A 22404-nucleotide genomic window follows, 5' to 3' on the forward strand; every position below is an offset into this window, starting at 1 on the left:
GCGCGCTCGTGATAGCCAGCGTCGTGTTTGTCCTGTCGTGGCGGCTCACGCGCCGTCTCTCCGATCCGCAGTCTCGTCTCTACCTGCTGGACCATCCCAATGAGCGGTCCCTGCACCAGGTGCCGACGCCGCGAACGGGAGGAGTGGCGGTCCTCATCAGCGCCGCGTGTGGCTTCAGCCTGGCCACGCTGGCCGGCCAATGGGATCAGGAGACCGCGGCTCTTCTATGGCATTCGACCGGTGTCTGGATCATTGGTGCCACGGCACTGCTCGCGGCGGTGTCGTTTTGCGATGACCGAGGGGGCTTGCCGATCGGCCTGCGATTCGGCGTGCAGGTCGTCGCGGCGCTGGCGTTGGTTGTCGGGGCGGATGTGGTGCTCCGCTCCGTGTGGGTGCCCTTTTTCGGCTATCTTGATTTGGGTTGGGCGGCCTGGCCGGTCACGCTCATGTTTCTCGTCTGGATGACCAATCTGTACAACTTCATGGACGGCATGGACGGCTTTGCGGGGGGGATGACGCTGGTCGGGTTCGGTTTTCTGGCGTATTTTGCGTGGCGGGACGCCCATGCGTTGGTCTTCGTCCTCTCTCTTATGGTGGCGACGGCGGCGGCGGGATTTCTGCTGAGCAATTTTCCTCCCGCGCGGATCTTCATGGGGGATGTGGGGAGTGTCCCCATCGGGTTTCTCGCCGGCGCGCTGACGCTGCTTGGGCAGCGGGAGGGGCTCTTTGATGTGTGGGTTCCCATTATGGTCTTTTCCCCCTTCATTCTGGACGCGACGGCGACGGTGCTTCGCCGCGCTCTCTGCGGAGAACGGGTGTGGGAAGCCCATCGCGTCCACTATTACCAGCGGCTAGTGCTGAGCGGCTGGGGACACCGGCGGACGGTGCTGGCCGAGTATGCGCTGATGGCATGTTGCGGAATCGCCGCCTGGCTGTATCATCACGGGGACAGCACAGGTCGGACGATCATTATCCTAAGCTGGTTGGCGGTGTTCGGCGCGTTGGGCGCGGGTGTCGGCCTGGTGGAGCAACGGCGGGTCCAGCAGGAGGCGGAGGTATGAGCGGTGGCGAGGCAGTCGGTGAGAAGCCGGCCAGGTGGACCGTGCGGTGGCCCGATCTGGACGACCTCATCCGCGTCGCGTTGTACGCGTTCATCTGCTCCTTGCCTTTCACTGCGCTCCTGGTTGTCGAGCGGAACGGGTTCATTGTCCTCCTGATCCTGCTGGCCTGGTGGTGCGCAGGCCGCCGCCGGGTGTTCCTGGTTCGGACGCCGTTCGATCGGCCGATCGCCGCCTTCGTCCTCTGGGTCGGGTTGACGATCCCGTTCGCGACGTTTCCCGTCTACAGCCTCAAAGAATATGGCAAGCTGCTCCAGCAGGTCCTCGTGTTTTACGCCGTGCTGCATTTCTTTCGGGAAGGGGAACACCGGCGCTATCTTCTGGCCTGGTTACTCGCCGCTCTGGCTCCGGTCAGCGCATACGGCATCGCCGAATTCAACCCGACGGACCCGCAGGCCATGCGATCGTTTTTGCCTGCGGAGGTCTGGCTGACCACCTATTTGGTGATGTTCTTGCCTGTCGGCCTGGCCCTGGCGTTCGAGGCGCGGAGTCGATGGCTGCGGCTGTCCGGCGGCTCGGTGGCGGCCCTTTCCGCGTGTTGTCTCCTGCTGACCCACTCGCGCGCTGGGTTGGTGGCGTTGCTGTGCGAATTGTGGGCCTTCGGGTGGCTGCTGCGACGTCGCTCCGCGTGGCTCATGGCAGGGAGCGCGACGGCGGCGGTCGTCCTCGCGCTGGCGATTGTTCTCGCCGCGGACTGGGCTGGGATTCGGTCACTTGAGCGGATCCGGTCCTCCATCCCGATTCGCAGCACGCCTTCGTCCGTCATTCACCGGTTCGACATTTGGGTTTTCAGCCTGCAGGAAATCGCCGAACACCCGCTGGTCGGCATCGGGTACGGCAAGGACAACTTTAAGTTGGTGTACGCCGATCAACCCGAGACTGTCGAGCCTGGCCATGCCCCCGTGAGAATGCACGGCACCCACAACATCCTGCTGTACCTGGCCTTGCACGTCGGCTTGCCGGGCCTCCTCTTGTTCCTGTGGTTGATCGGTTCGATCTTTCGTCATCTGACCGCCGGGTTCCGATCGGCAGAGGCGTCCGTGGACCGGTCGGTGCTGCTGGGGGCGAGTGTGGCGACGGCGGGGTTGATGGTCAGATTGCTGTTTGACCAAATGTTCGTCGGAACCCTGGCGATCCTCTATTGGGTGTTGCTGGCCGCGGCTGTGCTGCATCTTCCACCGCGACCATCTGCAACGTAATCGGAGAAAGGATTGAGTTTCTTCGCGCTATCTGCTATGGGCATCATGCCGTTCCCTCTTCGCCGACTGGTAGCAGACAACGTATGAAGACGTTCGCTATCGCGCTGTTCAGGAAATTATCGGACACCTTCGGCGAGACCATTCTCCGTCATCGCCGTGTGCTGGTAGTGACGACCCAGTTGGCCTTGATCGCGCTAGCCAATCTGACCGCCTTCCTGCTGCGGTTCGACGGCGCGCTCCCCGCGCCATACAGGCGTTTGGCGCTGTACGGGCTTCCCTTCGTCCTGTCCGTATTCGGCGCCGGCCTATGGGTGTTCGGTATCCAACGCGGCCTCTGGCGATACGTGGGCCTGCACGATCTGGGGCGGATCCTGTGGGCCTCTGTGGCGGGCTCGGCCGCGCTGTACGTCATTCTTCATGGATTGCTGCGTTGGGCGGCGTATCCGCGCTCAATCATCATCCTCACCGGTCTGCTCTGCGGGTTGTATCTAGCCGGCATTCGTCTCGGCGTGCGCTGGTTCCGCGAATGGCTCCAGATTTTCGGGCCGACGGCCCGGCGCGTGTTGATCGTCGGCGCCGGCAACGCCGGAGAACGGCTCGTCCGCGACATGCTTACGGACCGTCGAGCTACTTACAAACCTGTGGCGCTGGTGGACGATGATCCGGTGAAACGGAAGGCCAGGATCCACAGCATTCCGGTCATCGGAACGATCGCCGACATCAAGGCGGCGGCGGAACGTTGCGAGGCACAGGAGATCATCGTGGCGATCCCTTCGGCTTCGACCGCGGTCAAGCAAAAGATTCTCGCGGCGTCGGAGGGCTGCACGGTGCCGATCAAGATTCTGCCGAGCGTCAAGCAATTGCTGGACGACCCTGTCTTACTGCGACAGATCAAGCCTATGAGCCTCGAAGATTTGCTGCAACGCGAGCCGATCGAGACCGATCGACAGGAGTTGCATCCGCTTCTGAAGGGCAAGAATGTCCTGGTGACGGGGGCCGGGGGGTCGATCGGTTCCGAGCTCTGCCGACAGATCGCGCGCTATCGGCCGGCCTCGTTGATTCTCTTCGAGCGGTATGAAAACAACCTCTATGCGATCGATCTGGAGCTGCGGCGGAGCTTTCCGGAGCTTTCGCTTCTACCCGTGCTGGGAGATGTAACGCTGCCGGATCGGGTGGTCGAAGTCTTTCGGGAAACTTCTCCCGATCTGGTCTTCCACGCAGCGGCGCATAAGCACGTTCCGCTCATGGAACGCAATCCGGGCGAAGCGGTTCGCAACAATATCTTCGGCACACGCACGGTCGCTGAATCGGCGCTCCTCTCCGGCGTGCAGCGGTTTGTGTTGATTTCCACGGATAAGGCGGTCAATCCCGTGAGCGTCATGGGGGCCACGAAGCGGGTCGCCGAATTGCTGATTCAACAATTGAACGGTTGGGGCGCCACCAAATTTACGGTCGTCCGCTTCGGCAACGTGTTGGGCAGCAACGGCAGCGTGGTCCCGCTGTTTGCGGAACAGATTCGGAAAGGCGGACCGGTCACGGTGACTCATCCGGACATCAAACGGTACTTCATGACGATTCCCGAAGCCGTGCAGTTGGTGCTGCAGGCGAGCGTGTTGGGAGTGGGCGGGGACGTCTTCGTCCTGGATATGGGTGAACAGATTCGGGTGGCGGATTTGGCTCGCAACATGATCGTCCTGGCGGGGCTGGTTCCGGACAAAGATGTTCGGATCGTGTACACGGGGCTCAGACCGGGCGAAAAACTGTTCGAAGAGTTGTTCGACCGAACGGAATGCGTCGAGCCGACGTGCCACCCGAAAATCAAACGGGCGGTCTGGCGCGGGAGCCTGCCGCTCGAGTGGGACCGCGCGCTCAAGGAGCTTGAAACCTCGCTCCACTGTCAGGATCCGAACCGGATGCTCGACGTGCTCAAAGCACTGGTTTCGAGCTATGCTCCACCCGCCGCCGGCGAATCGACCGTCTCGGCTTTCACCTCGTGAAGCTCGTCATTGCCGCCTGGCATCTGAAGGATTTCAACGTTGGACTCGGGCGCTATTGCCGGGAACTGATTGAAGCGATTGGGCGGGTGGATCGGGACAATCAGTACGACGTGTTGATGCCGACGGATGTCTGCCGGTTTGCGGACCGGCCCAATTTTCGCTACCGGGTGATTCGCTTTCCCCTATTCCGGAGGCGCTTTTGGGAGCAAGCGGCTCCCTTGCTCGTCGGACGTTATGACCTCCTCCATTTTCCTTACGACTCCCGTGTGGCGTGGAAGCGAGGCAAATTCATCGCGACTGTTCATGACGTGAAGCCGCTCCTCTTCGGCGAACTCCGTCCGCGTAGGAACTTCGGCAGCGTGGTCCAGCGGATCTTAGTCGGGGATCGATGGGCCGGCCTCGACCATGTGGTGACCGACTCGGAGGCATCGCGACAAGACCTTCTGCGACTGGCGGGACTTCCGGCGTCTCGGGTCACCGTGGTTCGGCCGGGCGTGGATCTGACGCGCTTTCGCCCAGATCCTCTCCCCTCGGGGAAGAGGGGAGGGGTAAGGGGGCGTCCCTATGTCCTCTGCGTGGCTGGTACAGATCCGACCAAAAACGTCTCGACGTTGGTGGAGGCGTTCGCTAAACTGGCGCTCCCGATCCGGGAAGCACATGATCTGGTCCTCGTGGGGGATGTCAGAAAGCGAAGCGAGGTACGCGACCAGGTTGCCGGAGCCGGTCTCGAGAAGCAAACGATCTTCACCGGCGTCGTGAGCGATGAGCGCTTGATCGAGTGGTATCAACACGCCGCCGTCTTCGTCTTTCCTTCGTTGTACGAGGGTTTCGGCTTGCCGGTGCTGGAAGCGATGGCGTGCGGTTGTCCGGTGATCAGTTCCAATGCCGCGTCGCTGCCTGAGGTCGCGGGCGACGCGGCCATCCTGGTCGATCCGACGGATACCCAAGGCTTTACCGACGCGATGGCGCGGGTGCTTACCGATGCGGACCTGCGCCGCGATCTCCGCGAGAGGGGATTAACTCGGGCGGTGCGGTTCACCTGGGACCGGACGGCCCGGGCCATGGTGGCGGTGTACGAGCAAGTCGTTGAACGTCGAACCTGAACCTGTATGAGAGTTCTGATCACCGGCGGGGCCGGCTTTCTGGGCAGCCACTTGTGCGACGCCCTGATCGCGCAGGGGCACGAGGTGGTCTGCATGGACAATTTCATTACGGGCCGACCGGAGAACATCGCGCATCTCCTGGGCCACGCGCGGTTCAGCTTTGTGAAGTACAACGTGTGCGACTATCTGCACATCGACGGCCCGCTCGATGCGGTGTTGCACTTCGCCTCGCCAGCCAGTCCGCAAGATTATCTGGAGCTGCCGATCGCCACGCTGAAGGTCGGCGCCTTGGGCACGCACAAGACGCTCGGGCTGGCGAAGGCGAAAGGGGCGCGGTTTCTTTTGGCGAGCACGTCGGAAGTGTACGGCGATCCGCTGGTCAATCCGCAGCCGGAATCCTATTGGGGGAACGTGAACCCGATCAGCCCGCGAGGAGTTTACGACGAGGCCAAACGGTTTGCGGAAGCTCTCACCATGGCCTACCATCGCTATCACGGTCTGGACACCCGGATCGTCCGGATCTTCAACACCTACGGCCCTCGGATGCGGGAGCATGACGGGCGTGTCGTGTCCAATTTCGTCGTTCAGGCGTTGCAAGGCAAGCCGCTCACGGTGTTCGGCGACGGGACGCAGACGCGCAGTTTTTGCTACGTGGACGATTTGATCCGTGGTATTGTGGCGTTGCTTCTGGCCGAATCGGACAGAAGCGTCGATGAACGGACGGATCGAGCGCGTTTCCTCACCGCGCCGTCTTCGACGGAGCCTGCCAGCATTCATGACCCGGTCAATCTCGGCAATCCCCGCGAACTTACGGTGATGGAGATCGCCGAGCTGGTGTTGAAGCTGACCGGCTCCTCAAGCGCAATCCAGTACCACCCTCTGCCGGTGGACGATCCAAAGGTGCGCCGCCCGGATATCCGACGAGCGCAGGCGCTGCTGGGCTGGGAGCCGCACGTCAAGTTGGAAGAGGGACTGCTCAAAACCATTGAGTACTTCCGGCGCGTGTTGGAGGGAAGGGGACAGGCTGGTTCGTGGCAAGGGATCAAGGAGTTCCGATGAAAGGCGTCGTGCTTGCAGGAGGGCTCGGCACGCGGCTACTGCCGCTGACGCGGGTGACGAACAAACACCTGTTGCCGGTGTACGACCGGCCGATGATCTATTATCCGATCCAGACCCTGGTCAACGCCGGGATTCGGGAAATCATGCTCGTCACCGGCGGCAACAATGCGGGTGACTTTCTGCGGCTGTTGGGAAACGGCAAAGAGTTCGGCCTCAGGCATCTCGATTACACGTATCAAGAAGGCGAAGGCGGGATCGCCGATGCGCTTCGGCTGGCCGAATACTTTGCCGACGGTGAATCGGTCTGTGTGGTGTTGGGTGACAACATCATCGAGCGCAATATTCTCCGCGCGGCGCAGGCCTTTCGGGAGCAAAAAACCGGCGCAAAGATTTTGCTGAAAGAAGTCAAGGATCCGCAGCGCTTTGGCGTGCCAGTGCTGGACGGCCGGCGGGTGGTCAGGATCGAGGAAAAGCCTCAGCAGCCGCGCTCGCCCTATGCCGTTACGGGCATCTATTTCTACGACGCGCGGGTCTTCGACATTATCAAGACCCTCAAGCCCTCGAGCCGAGGCGAGCTGGAAATCACGGACGTGAACAACGCTTATATCGAAGCGGGCGAGCTGACGTGGGATCTTCTCGACGGTTGGTGGACGGACGCCGGGACGATCGAATCCCTCTTACTGGCCAATCAACTGGTGGCCCAAACGGGGGCGAATAAGCTGGAAGGTTGACGGATGAGAATCCTCGTGACCGGCGGCGCCGGATTCATCGGTTCTCACCTTGTGCGGAGACTGTTGGCGGATCCGCGCCACCAGGTGGTCAATCTCGACGCCTTGCGCTACTCAGGCAATTTGGAGAATCTCGCCGACGTGGCCGGACATCCGCGTTACACCTTCGTTCACGGGGATATCTGCGACGCCGCGACCGTCGAGCAGGTGCTCAAAGAGCAGGGGATCGAAGCCGTGGTCAATGCTGCGGCGGAAACCCACGTGGATCGATCAATTCTCGATCCTCACAGCTTTGCCAAGACGGATGTCGTGGGCACCGCGGTTTTGCTGGAGGCCTCCCGCAAGGCGAAGGTCGAGCGTTATCTGCAGGTCAGCACGGACGAGGTGTACGGGAGCGTGGAAACGGGCATGTCGACCGAAGAGGATCCGCTGATTCCCCGCAGTCCCTATGCGGCCAGCAAGGCGGGCGGCGATCTGCTGGTGCGCAGTTACTGGACGACGTATCGGTTCCCCGTGCTGATCACGCGGGGGAGTAATACCTACGGCCCCCATCAGTATCCGGAGAAATTTATTCCGCTCTGCGTGACCAACGCGATCGACGATCAGCCCCTTCCGATTTACGGGGACGGTCGCTACCGCCGCGATTGGCTATCGGTCCACGATCATTGCTCGGCTATCGAGCACGTGCTGCTCAACGGCCGGCCGGGAACCGTGTACAACGTGGGTGGCGGAAATGAACGGGAAAACATCGCCGTGGCGGAGATGATTTTGGAACAACTCGGCAAGCCGACGTCGCTCATCCGTTTCGTTGAAGACCGGCCAGGGCATGACCGCCGGTACGCGGTCGATTGCAGCCGCCTCCGCGCGCTCGGCTGGGCTCCGACCGTGCCGTTCGAGGAGGGCTTGCGGGCGACGGTGGACTGGTACCGAACCCACGAGGGATGGTGGCGGAAGATCAAATCCGGCGAGTTCCGCGCCTATTACGAGCGGATGTACGGGAAACGGCTCCGAGAGGGTGTAACGGGGTAACGGGATAAAGGCAGGGAGGAGGGCCCCACTACCCCCATAACCCGCTCTCTACACCTCGCCCCATGCGTATTTTCATCACCGGCGCCGATGGACAGCTTGGCAGCGAATTGCGCCGCATGTTGCGCGGCGAGACGCTTCTGTTGGGAACCTGGCCACAGTTCGATTTGGAGAAACCCGACGTCGAACGGTCCATCGTCGAAACCGGGCCGGACGTGGTCATCCATGCGGCGGCGTATACGAACGTGGATCAGGCCGAACGCGAGCCGGACCGGGTCATGCGTATCAATGCGGACGGCACGCGGCGGGTGGCGCAGGCCGCGGCCGCGGTCGGGGCGAAGCTCATCTATCTCTCGACCGACTATGTCTTCGATGGGGAAAAACGAGTTCCATACGTAGAAACGGACGAACCGCGTCCGATCAATGTCTATGGTCGATCGAAGCTGGAAGGCGAACGGGAAGCGATGGCGCACTGTCCGAATACGTTGGTGGTCAGGACGTCCTGGCTCTACGGATCGACTGGGAAGAACTTTGTGCGCACCATTCTGCGACTCGCGGCCGAGCAGCCCGTGCTCAAGGTTGTGGCGGATCAGCGGGGATGCCCGACGCATGCCGGGGACTTGGCTGACGCGCTGTGCCGGCTTTTGCCTCAGGATTTGCGCGGCGTTCTGCACGTGGCCGGGGCAGGAGACTGCACTTGGTATGAATTCGCCTGCGCGATCGTCTCCTCGACAAGCCTCTCTGCGCGGGTGGAGCCCATTTCGACGGACGAAGCCGGTCGACCCGCCCGGCGTCCCGCGTATTCGGTGTTGTCGTGCCGGCGACTACACGACGCCGGAATCCGCATGCCGCACTGGAGGGAGTCGCTGACTCGGTTCGTACGTGAGGAAGGGATCGGGTGCAGCGCGGTAAAGGGATAAGGAGGTGGAGAGATAAGGAGTGAACATGAAGCGCGCGTTGATTACCGGCATCACTGGACAGGACGGGTCGTACCTGGCCGAATTTCTGCTTGAGAAGGGCTACGAGGTGCACGGGATTGTCCGCCGAGTGGCGATCGAAGACCCGGAACACCGGTTGTGGCGCATTCTTCCAATCAAAGAACGCCTCCATCTGCACGCCGCTTCCCTGGAAAGCTTTCCGAGCATTTATCGCGTGCTCCAGGCTGTCCGACCGGACGAGTGTTACCATTTGGCCGCGCAGAGCTTCGTCGCCTATTCGTTCGAGGACGAGTTTTCGACGTTGAATGCCAACATCAACGGCACGCACCATATGTTGGCCGCGGTGCGCGACTGCGCGCCGCAGTGCCGCTTCTATTTCGCGGCTTCCAGCGAAATGTTCGGGAAGGTGGAACAGACGCCCCAGACCGAATCGACGCCGTTTCATCCGCGGTCGGCCTACGGCATTTCCAAGGTGGCTGGGTTCGACCTGACGAGAAACTACCGCGAGGCCTACGGGCTCTTCGCGTGCTCCGGCATCCTCTACAACCATGAGTCGCCTCGGCGGGGGTATGAGTTTGTCACCCGGAAGATCACGTCGCATGCTGCCAGAATCAAGCTGGGGCTGGCCAAAGAATTGCGGCTCGGCAACCTGGAGGCCAAGCGTGATTGGGGGCATGCGCGGGAATACGTGAAGGCGATGTGGATGATGCTGCAGCAGGACCGACCCGACGACTACGTGATTGCGACCGGGGAACAGCATACCGTCCGGGAGTTCGCGGAGATCGCCTTTGCGCATCTCGGCCTGGACTATCGCGATTATGTCACGGTCGATCCCCAGTTTCTGCGTCCGGCCGATGTGGAAACGCTGTTGGGCGACGCCTCCAAGGCCAGGCGAGCTCTGGGATGGTCGTACCAGCTCTCTTTCAAGGACCTGGTGGAAGAGATGGTCGAGGCTGATCTGCAGTGGTTGAGCGGAGCGCCGCGAACCCGGGTGTGAGCCGGAAGCGAGGGAAAAGGCGATTATGGTTCAGTCCAAGGCGACGGGTCGGCGGCGGGCGACGCAGGCGCGGCTGTTTCAAGCGCTGAAGCGGATCCGTCTATTCGCCACCGACGTGGACGGCGTGCTCACTGACGCCGGGATGTACTATTCCGAATCAGGGGACGAGTGGAAAAAATTCAACACGCGGGACGGGATGGGTATCAAGTTGCTGCAAAAGGCGGGACTACTCACCGCGCTGGTCACGCAGGAACACACCAAGCTGGTGGCGCGACGCGCGGAGAAGTTGGCGATCCCGGAAGTGCACCAAGGGGCCTTCGACAAGCTGACCGTCCTCAAGGAAATGGCCGAGCGGCACGGATTCACGCTGCGAGAGGTGGCTTACATGGGTGATGACGTGAACGATTTGGCGGCGCTCGAGGCCGTCGGCTTTTCCGCCGCGCCGGCCGATGCACTTCCGCCAGTGCGGCGGGCGGTGGATTATGTCTGCCACAAAAGAGGCGGCGAAGGCGCGGTGCGCGAGGTGGCAGACCTCATTTTGGCGGCCAAAGGTTCGACGTTCGGGGTTCGGCGCTCGAAGATGGGGAGATGACGTGAGCACCCTCAACCCTCGCGCTTCGCACTTTGAACATCTCTACCCCGTCATCCTTGCCGGCGGGAGCGGCACGCGGTTCTGGCCGTTGAGCCGGCATCTTTATCCCAAACAACTCCTCCGCATCATCGGCGAGGAAACGCTGATCCAGCAGACGATGCGACGGGTCCTGGGCTTCACGTCCGCCGGCCGGGTGTTGATTTCCACCAATCCGGCTCAAGCGGAGTCCATTCGCATTCAACTGCGGGAATGGAAGGAGGCGATCCGGGACAACTTCATCATCGAGCCGGAAGGCCGCAACACGGCGCCGGCGATCGCGCTCGCGGCGCAGGAACTGCTTCGGCGCGATCCCGACGCGGTCATGCTGGTGCTGCCGGCTGATCATGTGATCAAGGGCGAACGGCAGTTCCAGCGTGCCGTGGCCCTCGGAATAGATCTGGCCATGAAGGATTATCTGGTCACCTTCGGTATCAAGCCCATCAGGCCGGAGACTGGGTACGGGTATATTCAGCCGAAGCAGGCAGTCCGTCTAGCGAAGGCGGGAAAACTAGTCGGCCATCCGGTGGCGCGGTTTGTCGAAAAGCCGAACGCGGTCAAGGCTGCCCAGTATCTGAAGGCGGGGAACTACTATTGGAACAGCGGCATGTTCGTTTGGCGGGCGCGGACCATTCTCGATGAGTTGGCCAGACACCAACCAGCCCTCGCCCGCTCGATGAACAGGGTGGAGGCATTGATCACCAGCGGCGCGTCCAGGAGTGAGGTCGATGACGCGTACCGCAAGGTGGCGTCGGTCTCGATCGATCACGGTGTCATGGAGCGTTCTTCACGCGCGGCGGTCATTCCAGTCGACTTCGCCTGGTCGGATGTCGGGAACTGGAGCAGCCTGGAGGAAGTGGCGCCGCTGGACAAGACCGGAAACGTAGTCAGCGGCCGGGTGGTGGATCTGGAAAGTCGCAACTCGATTCTCTACGCCGATCGGCGCCTGGTAGCGACGATCGGCCTCTCCAACATGGTTGTGGTGGATACGCCGGACGCGACGCTGGTCTGTCCCAAATCCCGGTCGCAGGATGTCAAGAAAGTGGTGGAACTGCTCAAGCGGCAGGGGGCGCCGGAGCATCTGGAACACCTGACGGTGTACCGGCCATGGGGGTCCTACACCGTGTTGGATGAGGGGCCGGGATACAAGGTCAAGCGGGTGACGGTGAACCCCGGGGGGCGTCTGTCCCTTCAACTGCACCATCGGCGCAGCGAGCACTGGGTGGTCATCAGCGGCACCGCGCGGGTGACGCGCGGGGAGGACGTCTTCGATCTCACGGTCGGCCAGAGTACCGCTATTCCGGTTGAAACCAAGCATCGATTGGAGAATCCCGGCCGGGAGACGCTGCACATCATCGAGGTTCAGAATGGCCCCTACCTGGGCGAGGACGACATCGTGCGATTTCAGGACGACTATGGGAGAACCGAATAGCGAGTAGCCATAGCTTTTAGCTGCTTGCTGTAACCTGTTCGCCTGGTGCGGAGAAACGATGGCGCTCTTTCGCGAATACGACATCCGCGGCATCGTCGGGAAGGACCTGACCGAGGAGGTGGCTGAACGGATCGGGCGCGCCTATGCGACCATGGCCGGGGCAAAGGGCGTGAAAACCGTCAGCGTCGGCCGCGACGGGCGGCTCAGTTCGCCAAGTCTCCGCGATGGCTTGGTGCGCGGGCTCACAGCCGGGGGCGTCCATGTAGTGGATCTGGGTGTCTGTCCGACGCCCTTATTGTATTTCTCACTGTTCCGGTTGCCGGTCGACGGCGGCATCATGATCACGGGCAGCCACAACGCCGCCGACTATAACGGGTTCAAGGTCTGTCTCGGCAGGGAGACCTTGCACGGCGAGGAGATTCAGGAGCTGCGTCGGATCATGGAGGCAGGAGCCTTTGTCTCCGGAAGCGGAACGGTCTCGACCCATCCGATTATTCCCGACTACCTCGCCTATTTAAAACAGAGCTTCGCTGGGGTGCGCGCGGATCACCTGCATGTCGTCATTGACTGCGGCAACGGGGCGGCCGCTCTGGTCGCCGAACAGGCACTGGCACAGCTTGGATGCCGCGTGACCGGGCTCTACTGCGAGCTGGATGGCCGGTTTCCGCACCACCATCCCGACCCCACCGTGATCGAGAACCTTCGCGATTTGACAGCGACCGTAAAATCACAAGGGGCGGATGTCGGCATCGGATATGACGGCGACGGCGATCGCATCGGCGCGGTCGACGAACAGGGGAACATCCTGTGGGGCGACCGGCTCATGGTGATCTACGCGCGCGACATTCTAGCGGCCAAGCCGGGGTGCACGATCATCTCCGAGGTCAAGGCTTCCCAATGTCTCTACGACGACATCGCCGCGCGCGGGGGACGGCCGATCATGTGGAAGACCGGCCATTCCTTGATTAAGGCCAAGATGAAGGCCGAGGGAGCGGCGCTGGCCGGCGAAATGTCCGGCCATATGTTCTTTGCGGATCGGTACTTCGGGTACGATGACGCCATCTACGCGTCCTGCCGCCTGGTCGAGATTCTGGCCAGGACGAAGCAGCCCCTCTCGAGCCTGGTGGCGGATCTGCCGCGGACAGCCGTGACACCGGAAATCCGCGTGGAGTGTCCGGACACGATCAAGTTCGACCTGGTGAACCGGGTCCAGGCGCGGCTTACGGCCTATGTGAAAACTGGCCAGCCGCTGGAGCCTTCCGGGCTGCGGCTCCGGGACCTGGTGACCATCGACGGCGTGCGCGCGATCTTCGAGGACGGCTGGGGGCTGATTCGGGCATCGAACACGCAGCCGGCTTTGGTGCTGCGCTTCGAAGCTGCCTCTCCCGAGCGGCTCCAGGCGATCCGAGCGACGGTCGAACGCGAACTGGATGCGGCGCAACGCCTGTGACTCCCTGACGTGAAGGTGAAGCGACCTGCCTGTTCCGATCGTTTCGTCCTTTCCGTTCTTGTCTTCTCCCTGATCCTCTCCTTCTCGGTCCCCGCCCGCGCGGTGGCTTCCGGGGTGTCCAGGCCGTCGACATCCGGCGCCTCCGCGGCTCTCCCTCCGTTCGCGAACGGAGAGCGGTTTGTCTATCACATTTCCTGGTTCAGCATCCTGGCCGGCACGGCCGTGCTGGAGGCGGATCGATCCACGACCTCCGACGGTCAGCCGGGATTCAGGTTCGTGGCCGCCGCGCGGTCCGGTCCCCTAGTGACCAGGTTTTATCCGGTGGATAATCGTGTCGAATCCCAGGTCGATGCCGCCACGCTGTTACCTCGGCGCATGACCTTTCGACGGCGGGAAGGCCGCCGGAAAAACGATTTCGAGTATGCCTTTCACCACGCGGCGGGGACGGTCACTGCCGTCAAAGACGGCCGAACCGATGTGCTGGCGATCCCGAACGACGTGCAGGACGCTATCTCCTGTTTGTATTACATGCGGAGCATGCTGCCTATGACGCCGGGGGCTACCCTGGTGATGAACGTGCACCATGACAAGAAGAACTACAAGTTGGAGGTGCGTGTCGAAGCGTTGGAGCAGGTCGAGGGTTCCTGGGGCGCGGTTGAGACCGCTCGCGTGATCGCGATCATGCCTTTTCAGGGGATTTTCCTGAATCAAGGAAATATCCGAGTCTGGTTCACCGCCGATGAGCGGCGGATCCCAGTGATGATGAAGGCGAACGTGATCATTGGCTCCGTCGTTGCCAAGCTGGTGGAAGGCTTCAGTCTCTCGACGGCGTCCGTCCCTTGAGCGGATCGTTCATTGCCCGCCTTGCCCAAAACCGATATAATGGCCGTCGATTCCACCTTCGGCTTCCGACCGGCGGCGACATCGACTACCGACCTTAAAAAGGATCGACCGTGGCGCAGTTTCCCATCACCCTGAATCGCTTCATCATCGAGAAACAGGCGGCTCATCCGGCCGCGACTGGCGAATTTTCCGTCCTTCTCTCGCAGATCGGGCTGGTGGGCAAGATGATCGCCCAGGATCTGCGCCGGGCTGGATTGATCAACATCCTGGGCTCCACCGGGGCGACCAATGTCCAGGGGGAAGTCGTCAAGAAATTGGACGAGATCGCCAACGACACGTTCGTCAAGGTCTTCAAATACAGCAGGATCGTGTGCGCGCTGGCTTCCGAAGAGTTAGAGAAGCCGTTGCTGGTGCCCGAGAATTGGCCGCACGGCAAATACATCCTGTTGTTTGATCCGCTGGACGGTTCGTCCAACACGGACGTCAACATGCCGCTCGGCGCCATCTTTTCCGTGCTCCGCTCCGAGAAAAAGGACGGTTTGCCATCCGATACCGAACTGCTTTGCAAGGGCGTCGACCAGGTGGCGGCCGGCTATGTGCTCTACGGGTCGAGCACGATGTTGGTCTTTACGGTCGGCCAAGGCGTGCACGGGTTTACCCTCGATCCGGGTATCGGGGAGTATCTTCTCTCGCATGAGCAGATCCGAATTCCGCCACGGGGGAAAGTTTATGCGGTGAACGAAGGCAACTACCACAAGTGGCCGGCTGGGACCCAGCGCTATATCGATCACCTCAAGGTTCCGGACAAAGCGAGCGGTCGACCGTATAGTTCCCGTTATTCCGGGTGTCTCGTGGCGGATGTCCATCGGATGCTGCTCAGCGGCGGAATCTATCTCTATCCCGGCGAAGTGGACAAGCCCGAAGGCAAACTTCGGTTGCTGTACGAAGCCAATCCTCTCGCGTTTGTGGTGGAGCAGGCGGGCGGGAGTGCGAGCACGGGCACTACGCGGGTTTTGGACATCGAGCCCAAGAGCCTGCACCAGCGGGTGCCGTTGATCATCGGCAGCCGCGAGGATGTGGCGGAAGCGGAAGAGTTCATTCAAGGAAAACGGGAAGGGTGACACGCCGATCACTGTCCCGCCTCGGGTGGCCGAGCGTTTCACGAAAAATCCTGCGCTGATTTATGGGCTGCGCATCATGGGTCACGAATCGCGTTTTCAGGAGGGTGTGATGAACGAGCGCATTCAGGAAATCCTGAGTTGGTATGCGAGCGACAATCCGGGAACGAAGGCGAATCTGTTCAGGATCTTGAATAGCGGCCGACTGGCCGGAACCGGCCGGTTGGTGATCCTGCCCGTGGATCAGGGATTCGAACACGGGCCGGCGCGGAGCTTCGCGCCCAATCCCCCGGGCTACAATCCGCTCTATCATTTCGAATTGGCGATCGAAGCCGGATGCAATGCCTACGCGGCGCCGTTGGGGTTCCTGGAGGCGGGGGCGGCGCAGTTCGCCGGACGGATTCCTCTGATCTTGAAACTGAACAATCACGACGTGCTGTATGAAGATAAGGATCCGTTGCCGTCTGTGACGGGGAGCGTGCGCGACGCCTTACGGCTCGGGTGCTCGGCCGTGGGATTCACCATCTATCCCGGCTCGGCTCACTGCACCACGATGTATCAGCAATTGCGGGAGATCGCGGAGGAGGCCAAACGGTGCGGGCTGGCCGTTGTGGTTTGGTCCTACCCGCGCGGGTCGGGGTTGAGCAAAGAGGGCGAGACCGCGGTGGACGTGGTCGCCTACGCGGCGCAGATCGCGGCGCAGTTGGGGGCTCACATCATCAAGGTCAAGCTACCGACGGCGCACCTTGAACAGGCCGCGGCCAAGAAGGTCTATGAGGCCGAGCAGGTGCCCATTAAGACGCTGCCGGAACGGGTTCGGCATGTCGTCCAGTCCGCCTTCGACGGCCGCCGCATCGTCATCTTCTCCGGCGGCGCGAAGAGCGATGAAAAAACCGTGTTCGAAGAGGTGCGGGCCATCCGGGACGGCGGGGGATTCGGTTCGATCATCGGCCGCAATTCCTTCCAGCGGCCCAGGGCCGAAGCGGTCAAATTCCTGCACACGATCATGGGGATTTATGCGGGAGAGATTTCGTGAGGGCCCCGTGAATCCGCTGGAAGCGCCCGAGCGCGGAGACCGGAATCGCTCCCCGCGGTGGATGAGTGGCCTGTTGGCGGCCGGCGGAGTGCTGGTCGGCGTGGTTTTGGCCTCCGATATGAGATGGCAGCCGACGGGGTATGCGGTGCCCGATCGCCGGCCGCCGAAGCCGGTTCCGGCGCCGCCGACCGCTGTTGCGGGCGGCGAACAAGGGTTCGTGCAGATCGCCAAAGCGGTGAAACCGACCGTCGTCAATATTTTCGCGACGAAGAGCGGTCGCGGGAGCGAGGGACCTCATGGCGCGCCCCCCGACGAACCGTTTTTCCATCGCTTCTTCGGCGACAAATGGTTCCGTCGCTTCGAGGCGCCGCCGGCCCATCAGGAGCGGAGCCTGGGGTCGGGGGTGATTGTCCAAGCCGACGGGCTCATCATCACGAACAACCACGTGGTGAGCCGGGCGGAGGAAATTAAAGTCTTTCTGTCCGACAAGCGCGAATTCAAAGCCAAGCTGATCGGCACCGACTCCAAGACGGACCTGGCGGTGTTGAGGATCGACGCCGACGGGTTGCAGACCATCCGGTGGGCCGATTCCGACCGGCTGGAGGTTGGGGAACTCGTGCTGGCGGTCGGCAATCCGTTTGGGCTGAATCAGACCGTGACGATGGGAATCGTCAGCGCGGTGGGCCGAGCCAGCGTGGGGATCACCGAATACGAGGACTTCATCCAAACCGACGCGGCGATCAATCCGGGAAATTCCGGCGGGCCGTTGGTCAATGTGCGGGGCGAGGTGGTCGGGATCAACACTGCCATCTTCAGCCGGAGCGGCGGCAACATGGGGATCGGCTTTGCGGTGCCGAGCAACCTGGCGCACTCGGTCATGGAGCAGTTGGTTCATGGGGGACGAGTTGTGCGGGGGTGGCTGGGCGTGTCGATTCAAGAGTTTACGCCGGAGCTGGCGGCGCGATTCGGACTGGACCGAACCGCAGGGGTGTTGGTCAGCGATGTGGTGGAAGACAGCCCGGCCAAGAAAGCGGGCTTTGAACGCGGTGATGTGATCGTCGAATATGACGGCAAAGCGGTGGAAACCCCCGCGCAACTGCGAAACGCCGTCGCACAGACTCCCATCGGCAAACGGGTGAGGATGAAACTGGTTCGGAACAACGCCCCGAAGTCGGTTGAGGTGACCATCGCCGAACAGCCGCGGTCCGTGGCGGAGAACCACGATGACCGGGCGCAACCGGTTGCCCCGGTCGGCTTCTCGTCGGAGTCGGAGAGGGATGTGTACGAACCGACGGAGGAGGCGGCAACCCGGTACGGGCTCAAGGCCGGGCCGCACGAGGTGGTCGTCGTGGACATGTGGACCGCCGGCACGGCCGCGCCGGCTTGACCCTGCAGCCGCGACCCGCGACCGGGGGGTGGATGTACACATCGTATTTCGTGAGGAGGTGAAGCGTATGGTGGCGCGAGCCATATTCGTTCTTCTCAGCGCGCTGGCGGGCATGGCCCTTTTCCTGCGCGCAGAAGAGGTCAACGGCCAGTTGTTGCTGATGGGGTTGGGAATCGGGGCGGCGACCGGCGGCTTGATCATCGCCAGCGAGTACGCGCTTCGAAAATTATCGTTCGGCATCATCTTAGGCGGAACGGCCGGACTGGCGGTGGGATTGCTTCTGGCGGGGTTGGTGGAATGGGTCGGCAGCGTGATTTTCGACGTTGAAACGTTCCTCTTTCACATCGGCGGACTGGTCTTTTTGCTGGGCTTCCCGTATCTCGGCCTCGTCCTGGGGGGACGATTCGGCCGGGAGCAATTCCCCGGCGGGGCGAAGCCAGCGGAGTTCGGCGGGGCGGCGGCGAATCCGAAGATTCTCGACACCAGCGTGATCATCGACGGGCGCGTCGCCGACCTGTGCGAGACCGGATTTCTGGAGGGCACGTTTCTGGTGCCGCACTTCATTTTGAACGAGTTGCAGCATATTGCCGATTCGTCGGATTCGCTGAAACGGGCGCGCGGTCGGCGCGGGCTCGATATTCTCAACAAGATTCAAAAAATGGTCGACATCGACGTGCGGATCATCGAGGATGACTTCCCGCATGTCAAGGAGGTCGATGCCAAGCTCGTCGTCTTGGCGAAAAAGGTCGGCGCGAAGATCATCACCAACGACCTGAACTTGAACAAGGTGGCCGAGTTGCAGGGCGTCCGCGTGCTCAACATCAACGAGTTGTGCAATGCGCTGCGTCCGGTCGTGCTCCCTGGCGAGACCATCCGCGTGTTCGTGCTTAAGGAAGGCAAGGAAGCCGGACAAGGGGTCGCCTACCTGGACGACGGAACCATGATCGTCGTGGACAACGCGAAACGTTGTATCGGCCGGAATGTGGACGTCGTGGTCACCAGCGTCCTGCAGACGACGGCGGGGCGCATGATCTTCACGCGCCTCAAGGAAGAGAGCGAGCGGGAGGAGTTTCAAGTCGCGCGTGGTTAGACGTACCGTCGCCCTTGTGCCTGCCGCGGGACGGGGTCTGCGGATGGGCGGGACCGTCCCGAAGCAATTTCTGACGCTGGGAGGCCAGCCGCTGCTCGTGCACAGCCTCCGCGTGCTTGAGGCGTCGCCCGCGATCCACGGGATCATTCTCGCGGTTCCCGAGACCGAACGCGAATACTGTCTGGATCGGATCGTCGTTGCGCACGGGTTCAAGAAGGTCAGCAAGATCGTGGCCGGTGGCGAGCATCGACAGGACTCGGTGCGCCATGCGCTCGCGGAAGTCGACGGGGAAACGGAGATCGTCCTGGTGCATGACGCGGTCCGGCCGTTCCTCACCGAGCGGATGGTGTGGGAGGTGATCGAACTGGCGGCGAAGCACGGCGCGGCGATCGTTGCGATTCCGATGCGCGACACGGTCAAACAGGTGGGAGCCGACGGAGCCGTCGAACGGACGGTGGATCGGCGTCACCTCTGGCTGGCCCAAACGCCGCAGGCGTTTCGGAGGGATTGGCTGGAAGAGGCGCACCGCAAGGCTCAACTGGAAGGCGTTTGGGCGACGGACGACGCGCACCTGGTTGAATTGCTCGGCCGACGCGTCATGGTGGCGGAAGGCAGCGGAGAGAACATCAAAATCACCAGACCGGAAGACATGATCATCGGCGAAGCGATACTGGCTGCGCGGGCGAGGCGCTAGTCATTCGTCATTAATCAATCAATGGAGAAAGAACACATTGCCGGGCGGTTGGGTTTCCGATCGACGGATGACTATTGACCGTTGTTGCTGCTGAAGGGAAAAATGCGGATCGGCATCGGATACGACATTCACCCGTTGGCGGCGGGTCGAAAACTCATCCTGGGCGGTGTTGAAATCCCGCACCCCAAGGGGCTGCAGGGGCATTCTGACGCCGATGCGCTCGTTCACGCGGTCTGTGATGCGCTGCTGGGGGCCATGGGAGAGGGAGATTTGGGCCGTCATTACCCGAGCTCCGATTCTCGTTACAAAGACATCTCTAGCCTGCGACTCTTGGAAGACGTGGTCGGCAAGCTGGAGAGAAAAGGGTATCGGCTGGTGAATTTGGACACGGTTATCATTGCGCAGGCTCCCCGGTTGAGCCCGTATCTGACGGCGATGCAGAAACGAATGGCGGAGGTGCTTCGAGTCGATCCGGACCTGGTCAATGTCAAGGTCAAAAGCGGGGAGGGGCTGGATGCCGTCGGCCGGGAGAAGGCCATTGCGACCCAAGCCGTGTGCCTGATTGTGGAACACTGAATAAATGAGTAAACAAGCCGTCGGACTCTTAGCGTGCGCTGAGAGTGGATGGTGAAGAGTGTTGCTGGTGTTCAAGACCATCCGACAAGATCTCCAAGCCGTCTTTGACCGCGATCCGGCCGCCACCAGTACACTGGAGGTGGTCCTGACCTACGCAGGCTTTCATGCTGTTCTTGCCTATCGGTTCGCGCACTGGCTGCACGGCAAAGGGGTGCCGTTTGTCCCACGAGCCATTTCTCAGTTCGCGCGCTGGCTGACGGGGATCGAGATCCATCCCGCCGCCAAAATCGGGACCGGGTTCTTCATCGATCACGGCATGGGCGTGGTCATCGGCGAAACCGCCGAAATCGGCGACTACGTGACGCTCTTTCAAGGGGTCACGCTGGGAGGTACGGGAAAGGAGCGCGGAAAGCGCCACCCGACGCTGGGCAACCATGTAGTCGTGGGAGCCGGCGCGAAAATTCTCGGCGGGATCAAAATCGGAGACAACGTCAAGATCGGCGCCAACTCGGTGGTGCTGAAATCCGTCCCCCCCAACTCCACGGTCATCGGAGTGCCCGCCCGCATCATCAAGACGGAAGGCGAACGGGTGCCCGACGCCACCATGGATCACACCAACATTCCTGACCCCATTGCGGATCGTTTCGCGGCCCTGGAGCAAGAACTGATCGAGTTGCGGAAGAAGCTCGAGAACCCGCCGAGTCCGAGTTAGATGGTTCTGCCCCCCTCTTGACATCCCACACTCGCTTCACCTCGTTCCGCTCCCTGCCGCGGGTTCTCTCCGGCGGCGCGGCGGCCTTATGGGTGGGGAGCCTGCCGAACCTGATCTTCTTCGCGAATGCGCCGGGCGCAGGCTTCTGCCCGCGCGGCCTCTTCATGGCGACCGCTGCTGCGCAGCAACGCGGCGTAGTGTTCGAGCGTCGTGGCCACGGCAGGATGAGCCGGTCCTAACACCCTCTCGCGAATCGAGAGCGCCCGCCGGAGAAGCTGTTCGGCCTTCGCCGTCTCTCCCGACGCGACGTAAAGCGCGCCCAAGTAATTTTAGGGTGGCGGCGACAGCCGGATGGTCGGAGCCCAACGCCGCTTCCCGGATCGCGAGCGCTTGTTGCAAGATCGTCTCGGCCTAGTCCATCTGACCCAGCGATGATAAAGCGCGCCCAAATGGTCCAGATAGACGGCGACCGCCAGGTTTTCAGGACCCAGGGCTTTCTCAGACAGTACGACCGCGTGTTACGCCAGAGGAAGCGCTTCAGCGTGCTTTCCGGCCCGCTGGAGGTCCACCATCCGTTTGCTGAGTTTGAGAATGTCGTCCGGCTGTTGGGCGAGGGCGGGGACAGCGAGGATGAGAAGAAGCGCCCACACACAAACCTGCGGGGAGGCGGGACCGCCAACCAGGAATAACTTCACCCGATTTATCCTTGTATCGATACGTCCTGTACGCCGGCAGGGTGAATCCGCCAACCACGCGTGTTGACAGGATACGTGAACCCGGGACGAGAAGCGAGCGAAGACTCAGAAAACGCGCCGATTCAAGCTTCCGTCCAGCGATGCAGAAACATCACGCAAGGATCCAATTCGTGGGCCACGGGACGGGCCGTTTCATACTGAACCGCCAGCTCTTTTAGCGCCTGGCTGACGTCAGACGCGTTGACGCCAATGTCTTGGCTGAGCCGTTCGGCACAGGCCGCCATTACGGCCTTAAACAGTTCGGCTTTCAGCAAACCGGTCACTGCATTCTGCCGATTTACGTCCTGCCTGTCGATGTCGGCGTTTCCGCTGACCATGTGTCCTCCTGAAAGGATTTTATTGTGATGCCGTTTTGATAATCATCCTCCGGGCAAATTCAACTTGGCGTGAGGCTTCCAGCCGAGAGGCCGGCGTGCTTCCGGCTTGACCAGGCGAAAACTCGGCTTATTCAATGGTACGGGTCGTGGCCGTTCAAAGCCCACGATTCATGTGCGGCAAGACCGGGAGGTGGTGACAGG

General features: G+C 61.7%; 23 protein-coding genes and 1 pseudogene. 21 read left to right on the plus strand and 3 right to left on the minus strand.

Annotation, left to right across the window (positions count from 1 at the left end; translation table 11 throughout):
* Nucleotides 1-8: 8 nt before the first annotated feature.
* From ACWHTU_RS07525 to cysE, 20 genes are all read left to right on the plus strand, one after another.
* Nucleotides 9-1061 carry a glycosyltransferase family 4 protein gene (locus tag ACWHTU_RS07525; RefSeq protein WP_447862874.1) on the plus strand — a complete coding sequence of 351 codons (1053 nt, stop codon included), beginning with the start codon at nt 9-11 and terminating at the stop codon, nt 1059-1061.
* Nucleotides 1058-2317, plus strand: coding sequence for an O-antigen ligase family protein (locus ACWHTU_RS07530; protein ID WP_447862875.1), 1260 nt, complete (start codon nt 1058-1060; stop codon nt 2315-2317). Before ACWHTU_RS07525 ends, ACWHTU_RS07530 begins: the two co-directional genes overlap by 4 nt.
* 83 nt (nt 2318-2400) lie before the next feature.
* The gene (locus ACWHTU_RS07535) at nt 2401-4314 is read left to right on the plus strand and encodes a polysaccharide biosynthesis protein (protein WP_447862876.1); all 1914 of its coding nucleotides are present in this window, start codon (nt 2401-2403) and stop codon (nt 4312-4314) included.
* Nucleotides 4311-5417, plus strand: a complete 1107-nt coding sequence (locus ACWHTU_RS07540; RefSeq protein ID WP_447862877.1) for a glycosyltransferase family 4 protein — start codon at nt 4311-4313, stop codon at nt 5415-5417. The genes ACWHTU_RS07535 and ACWHTU_RS07540 overlap by 4 nt, the downstream gene beginning before the upstream one ends.
* A 6-nt stretch (nt 5418-5423) precedes the next feature.
* The gene (locus tag ACWHTU_RS07545; RefSeq protein WP_447862879.1) at nt 5424-6476 is read left to right on the plus strand and encodes a UDP-glucuronic acid decarboxylase family protein; all 1053 of its coding nucleotides are present in this window, start codon (nt 5424-5426) and stop codon (nt 6474-6476) included.
* The gene (locus ACWHTU_RS07550; protein ID WP_447862881.1) at nt 6473-7207 is read left to right on the plus strand and encodes a sugar phosphate nucleotidyltransferase; all 735 of its coding nucleotides are present in this window, start codon (nt 6473-6475) and stop codon (nt 7205-7207) included. The genes ACWHTU_RS07545 and ACWHTU_RS07550 overlap by 4 nt, the downstream gene beginning before the upstream one ends.
* Nucleotides 7208-7210: 3 nt before the next feature.
* Entirely contained in the window at nt 7211-8233 is a 1023-nt protein-coding gene (rfbB, locus tag ACWHTU_RS07555) for a dTDP-glucose 4,6-dehydratase (RefSeq protein ID WP_447862882.1), read from the plus strand.
* 62 nt (nt 8234-8295) lie between these two features.
* Nucleotides 8296-9150 (plus strand): dTDP-4-dehydrorhamnose reductase, encoded by an 855-nt coding sequence (gene rfbD, locus ACWHTU_RS07560; RefSeq protein WP_447862883.1) that lies wholly within the window; start codon nt 8296-8298, stop codon nt 9148-9150.
* A 25-nt stretch (nt 9151-9175) separates the two neighbouring features.
* Nucleotides 9176-10165: a GDP-mannose 4,6-dehydratase gene (locus ACWHTU_RS07565; protein WP_447862884.1), complete on the plus strand. Its 990-nt coding sequence runs from the start codon at nt 9176-9178 to the stop codon at nt 10163-10165.
* Between the two features lie 25 nt (nt 10166-10190).
* A complete protein-coding gene (locus ACWHTU_RS07570) occupies nt 10191-10757 on the plus strand; it encodes a KdsC family phosphatase (protein ID WP_447862885.1) in 567 nt (188 codons plus the stop codon).
* A gap of 1 nt (nt 10758) precedes the next feature.
* Entirely contained in the window at nt 10759-12225 is a 1467-nt protein-coding gene (locus ACWHTU_RS07575; protein WP_447862887.1) for a mannose-1-phosphate guanylyltransferase/mannose-6-phosphate isomerase, read from the plus strand.
* A gap of 58 nt (nt 12226-12283) precedes the next feature.
* The gene (locus ACWHTU_RS07580; protein ID WP_447862888.1) at nt 12284-13675 is read left to right on the plus strand and encodes a phosphomannomutase/phosphoglucomutase; all 1392 of its coding nucleotides are present in this window, start codon (nt 12284-12286) and stop codon (nt 13673-13675) included.
* Between the two features lie 114 nt (nt 13676-13789).
* Nucleotides 13790-14518 carry a DUF3108 domain-containing protein gene (locus tag ACWHTU_RS07585; RefSeq protein WP_447862889.1) on the plus strand — a complete coding sequence of 243 codons (729 nt, stop codon included), beginning with the start codon at nt 13790-13792 and terminating at the stop codon, nt 14516-14518.
* Between the two features lie 110 nt (nt 14519-14628).
* Nucleotides 14629-15639: a class 1 fructose-bisphosphatase gene (gene fbp, locus ACWHTU_RS07590; RefSeq protein ID WP_447862890.1), complete on the plus strand. Its 1011-nt coding sequence runs from the start codon at nt 14629-14631 to the stop codon at nt 15637-15639.
* Between the two features lie 109 nt (nt 15640-15748).
* The gene (locus ACWHTU_RS07595; RefSeq protein WP_447863329.1) at nt 15749-16672 is read left to right on the plus strand and encodes a class I fructose-bisphosphate aldolase; all 924 of its coding nucleotides are present in this window, start codon (nt 15749-15751) and stop codon (nt 16670-16672) included.
* Between the two features lie 7 nt (nt 16673-16679).
* On the plus strand, nt 16680-18059 hold the full coding sequence (locus ACWHTU_RS07600; RefSeq protein ID WP_447862891.1) for a Do family serine endopeptidase: 1380 nt from the start codon (nt 16680-16682) through the stop codon (nt 18057-18059).
* A gap of 67 nt (nt 18060-18126) precedes the next feature.
* Nucleotides 18127-19149 (plus strand): PIN domain-containing protein, encoded by a 1023-nt coding sequence (locus ACWHTU_RS07605; protein WP_447862893.1) that lies wholly within the window; start codon nt 18127-18129, stop codon nt 19147-19149.
* Nucleotides 19142-19843 (plus strand): 2-C-methyl-D-erythritol 4-phosphate cytidylyltransferase, encoded by a 702-nt coding sequence (gene ispD, locus ACWHTU_RS07610; RefSeq protein WP_447862894.1) that lies wholly within the window; start codon nt 19142-19144, stop codon nt 19841-19843. The genes ACWHTU_RS07605 and ispD overlap by 8 nt, the downstream gene beginning before the upstream one ends.
* A 102-nt stretch (nt 19844-19945) precedes the next feature.
* Nucleotides 19946-20419 carry a 2-C-methyl-D-erythritol 2,4-cyclodiphosphate synthase gene (gene ispF, locus ACWHTU_RS07615; protein ID WP_447863330.1) on the plus strand — a complete coding sequence of 158 codons (474 nt, stop codon included), beginning with the start codon at nt 19946-19948 and terminating at the stop codon, nt 20417-20419.
* A gap of 67 nt (nt 20420-20486) precedes the next feature.
* Entirely contained in the window at nt 20487-21131 is a 645-nt protein-coding gene (gene cysE, locus ACWHTU_RS07620) for a serine O-acetyltransferase (RefSeq protein ID WP_447862896.1), read from the plus strand.
* Between the two features lie 86 nt (nt 21132-21217).
* Here the strand turns inward: cysE and ACWHTU_RS07625 are convergent, their stop codons facing one another.
* Nucleotides 21218-21454: a tetratricopeptide repeat protein gene (locus tag ACWHTU_RS07625; RefSeq protein WP_447862898.1), complete on the minus strand. Its 237-nt coding sequence runs from the start codon at nt 21452-21454 to the stop codon at nt 21218-21220.
* A gap of 25 nt (nt 21455-21479) precedes the next feature.
* Nucleotides 21480-21539 (minus strand): annotated as a pseudogene (locus ACWHTU_RS07630) (hypothetical protein); the annotation flags it as partial.
* Nucleotides 21540-21580: 41 nt separating this feature from the next.
* On the opposite strand from ACWHTU_RS07630, the gene ACWHTU_RS07635 reads away from it, so the two are divergent.
* Nucleotides 21581-21820 (plus strand): hypothetical protein, encoded by a 240-nt coding sequence (locus ACWHTU_RS07635; protein WP_447862899.1) that lies wholly within the window; start codon nt 21581-21583, stop codon nt 21818-21820.
* A gap of 128 nt (nt 21821-21948) precedes the next feature.
* On the opposite strand, the gene ACWHTU_RS07640 is transcribed toward ACWHTU_RS07635, so the two are convergent.
* The gene (locus ACWHTU_RS07640) at nt 21949-22203 is read right to left on the minus strand and encodes a hypothetical protein (RefSeq protein ID WP_447862900.1); all 255 of its coding nucleotides are present in this window, start codon (nt 22201-22203) and stop codon (nt 21949-21951) included.
* Nucleotides 22204-22404: the final 201 nt, after the last annotated feature.

Source organism: Nitrospira calida, from assembly GCF_976986435.1.

Bases quoted from the DNA above. Each gene is read 5' to 3' on its own strand.
- ACWHTU_RS07570 (WP_447862885.1), top strand. From the start codon at position 10,191: ATGGTTCAGTCCAAGGCGACGGGTCGGCGGCGGGCGACGCAGGCGCGG.
- ACWHTU_RS07595 (WP_447863329.1), top strand. From the start codon at position 15,749: ATGAACGAGCGCATTCAGGAAATCCTGAGTTGGTATGCGAGCGACAAT.
- ACWHTU_RS07640 (WP_447862900.1), bottom strand. From the start codon at position 22,203: ATGGTCAGCGGAAACGCCGACATCGACAGGCAGGACGTAAATCGGCAG.
- rfbD (WP_447862883.1), top strand. From the start codon at position 8,296: ATGCGTATTTTCATCACCGGCGCCGATGGACAGCTTGGCAGCGAATTG.
- ACWHTU_RS07530 (WP_447862875.1), top strand. From the start codon at position 1,058: ATGAGCGGTGGCGAGGCAGTCGGTGAGAAGCCGGCCAGGTGGACCGTG.
- ispF (WP_447863330.1), top strand. From the start codon at position 19,946: ATGCGGATCGGCATCGGATACGACATTCACCCGTTGGCGGCGGGTCGA.
- ACWHTU_RS07535 (WP_447862876.1), top strand. From the start codon at position 2,401: ATGAAGACGTTCGCTATCGCGCTGTTCAGGAAATTATCGGACACCTTC.
- ACWHTU_RS07580 (WP_447862888.1), top strand. From the start codon at position 12,284: ATGGCGCTCTTTCGCGAATACGACATCCGCGGCATCGTCGGGAAGGAC.
- ACWHTU_RS07550 (WP_447862881.1), top strand. From the start codon at position 6,473: ATGAAAGGCGTCGTGCTTGCAGGAGGGCTCGGCACGCGGCTACTGCCG.
- ACWHTU_RS07605 (WP_447862893.1), top strand. From the start codon at position 18,127: ATGGTGGCGCGAGCCATATTCGTTCTTCTCAGCGCGCTGGCGGGCATG.
- rfbB (WP_447862882.1), top strand. From the start codon at position 7,211: ATGAGAATCCTCGTGACCGGCGGCGCCGGATTCATCGGTTCTCACCTT.
- ACWHTU_RS07545 (WP_447862879.1), top strand. From the start codon at position 5,424: ATGAGAGTTCTGATCACCGGCGGGGCCGGCTTTCTGGGCAGCCACTTG.
- ACWHTU_RS07565 (WP_447862884.1), top strand. From the start codon at position 9,176: ATGAAGCGCGCGTTGATTACCGGCATCACTGGACAGGACGGGTCGTAC.
- ACWHTU_RS07635 (WP_447862899.1), top strand. From the start codon at position 21,581: ATGGTCCAGATAGACGGCGACCGCCAGGTTTTCAGGACCCAGGGCTTT.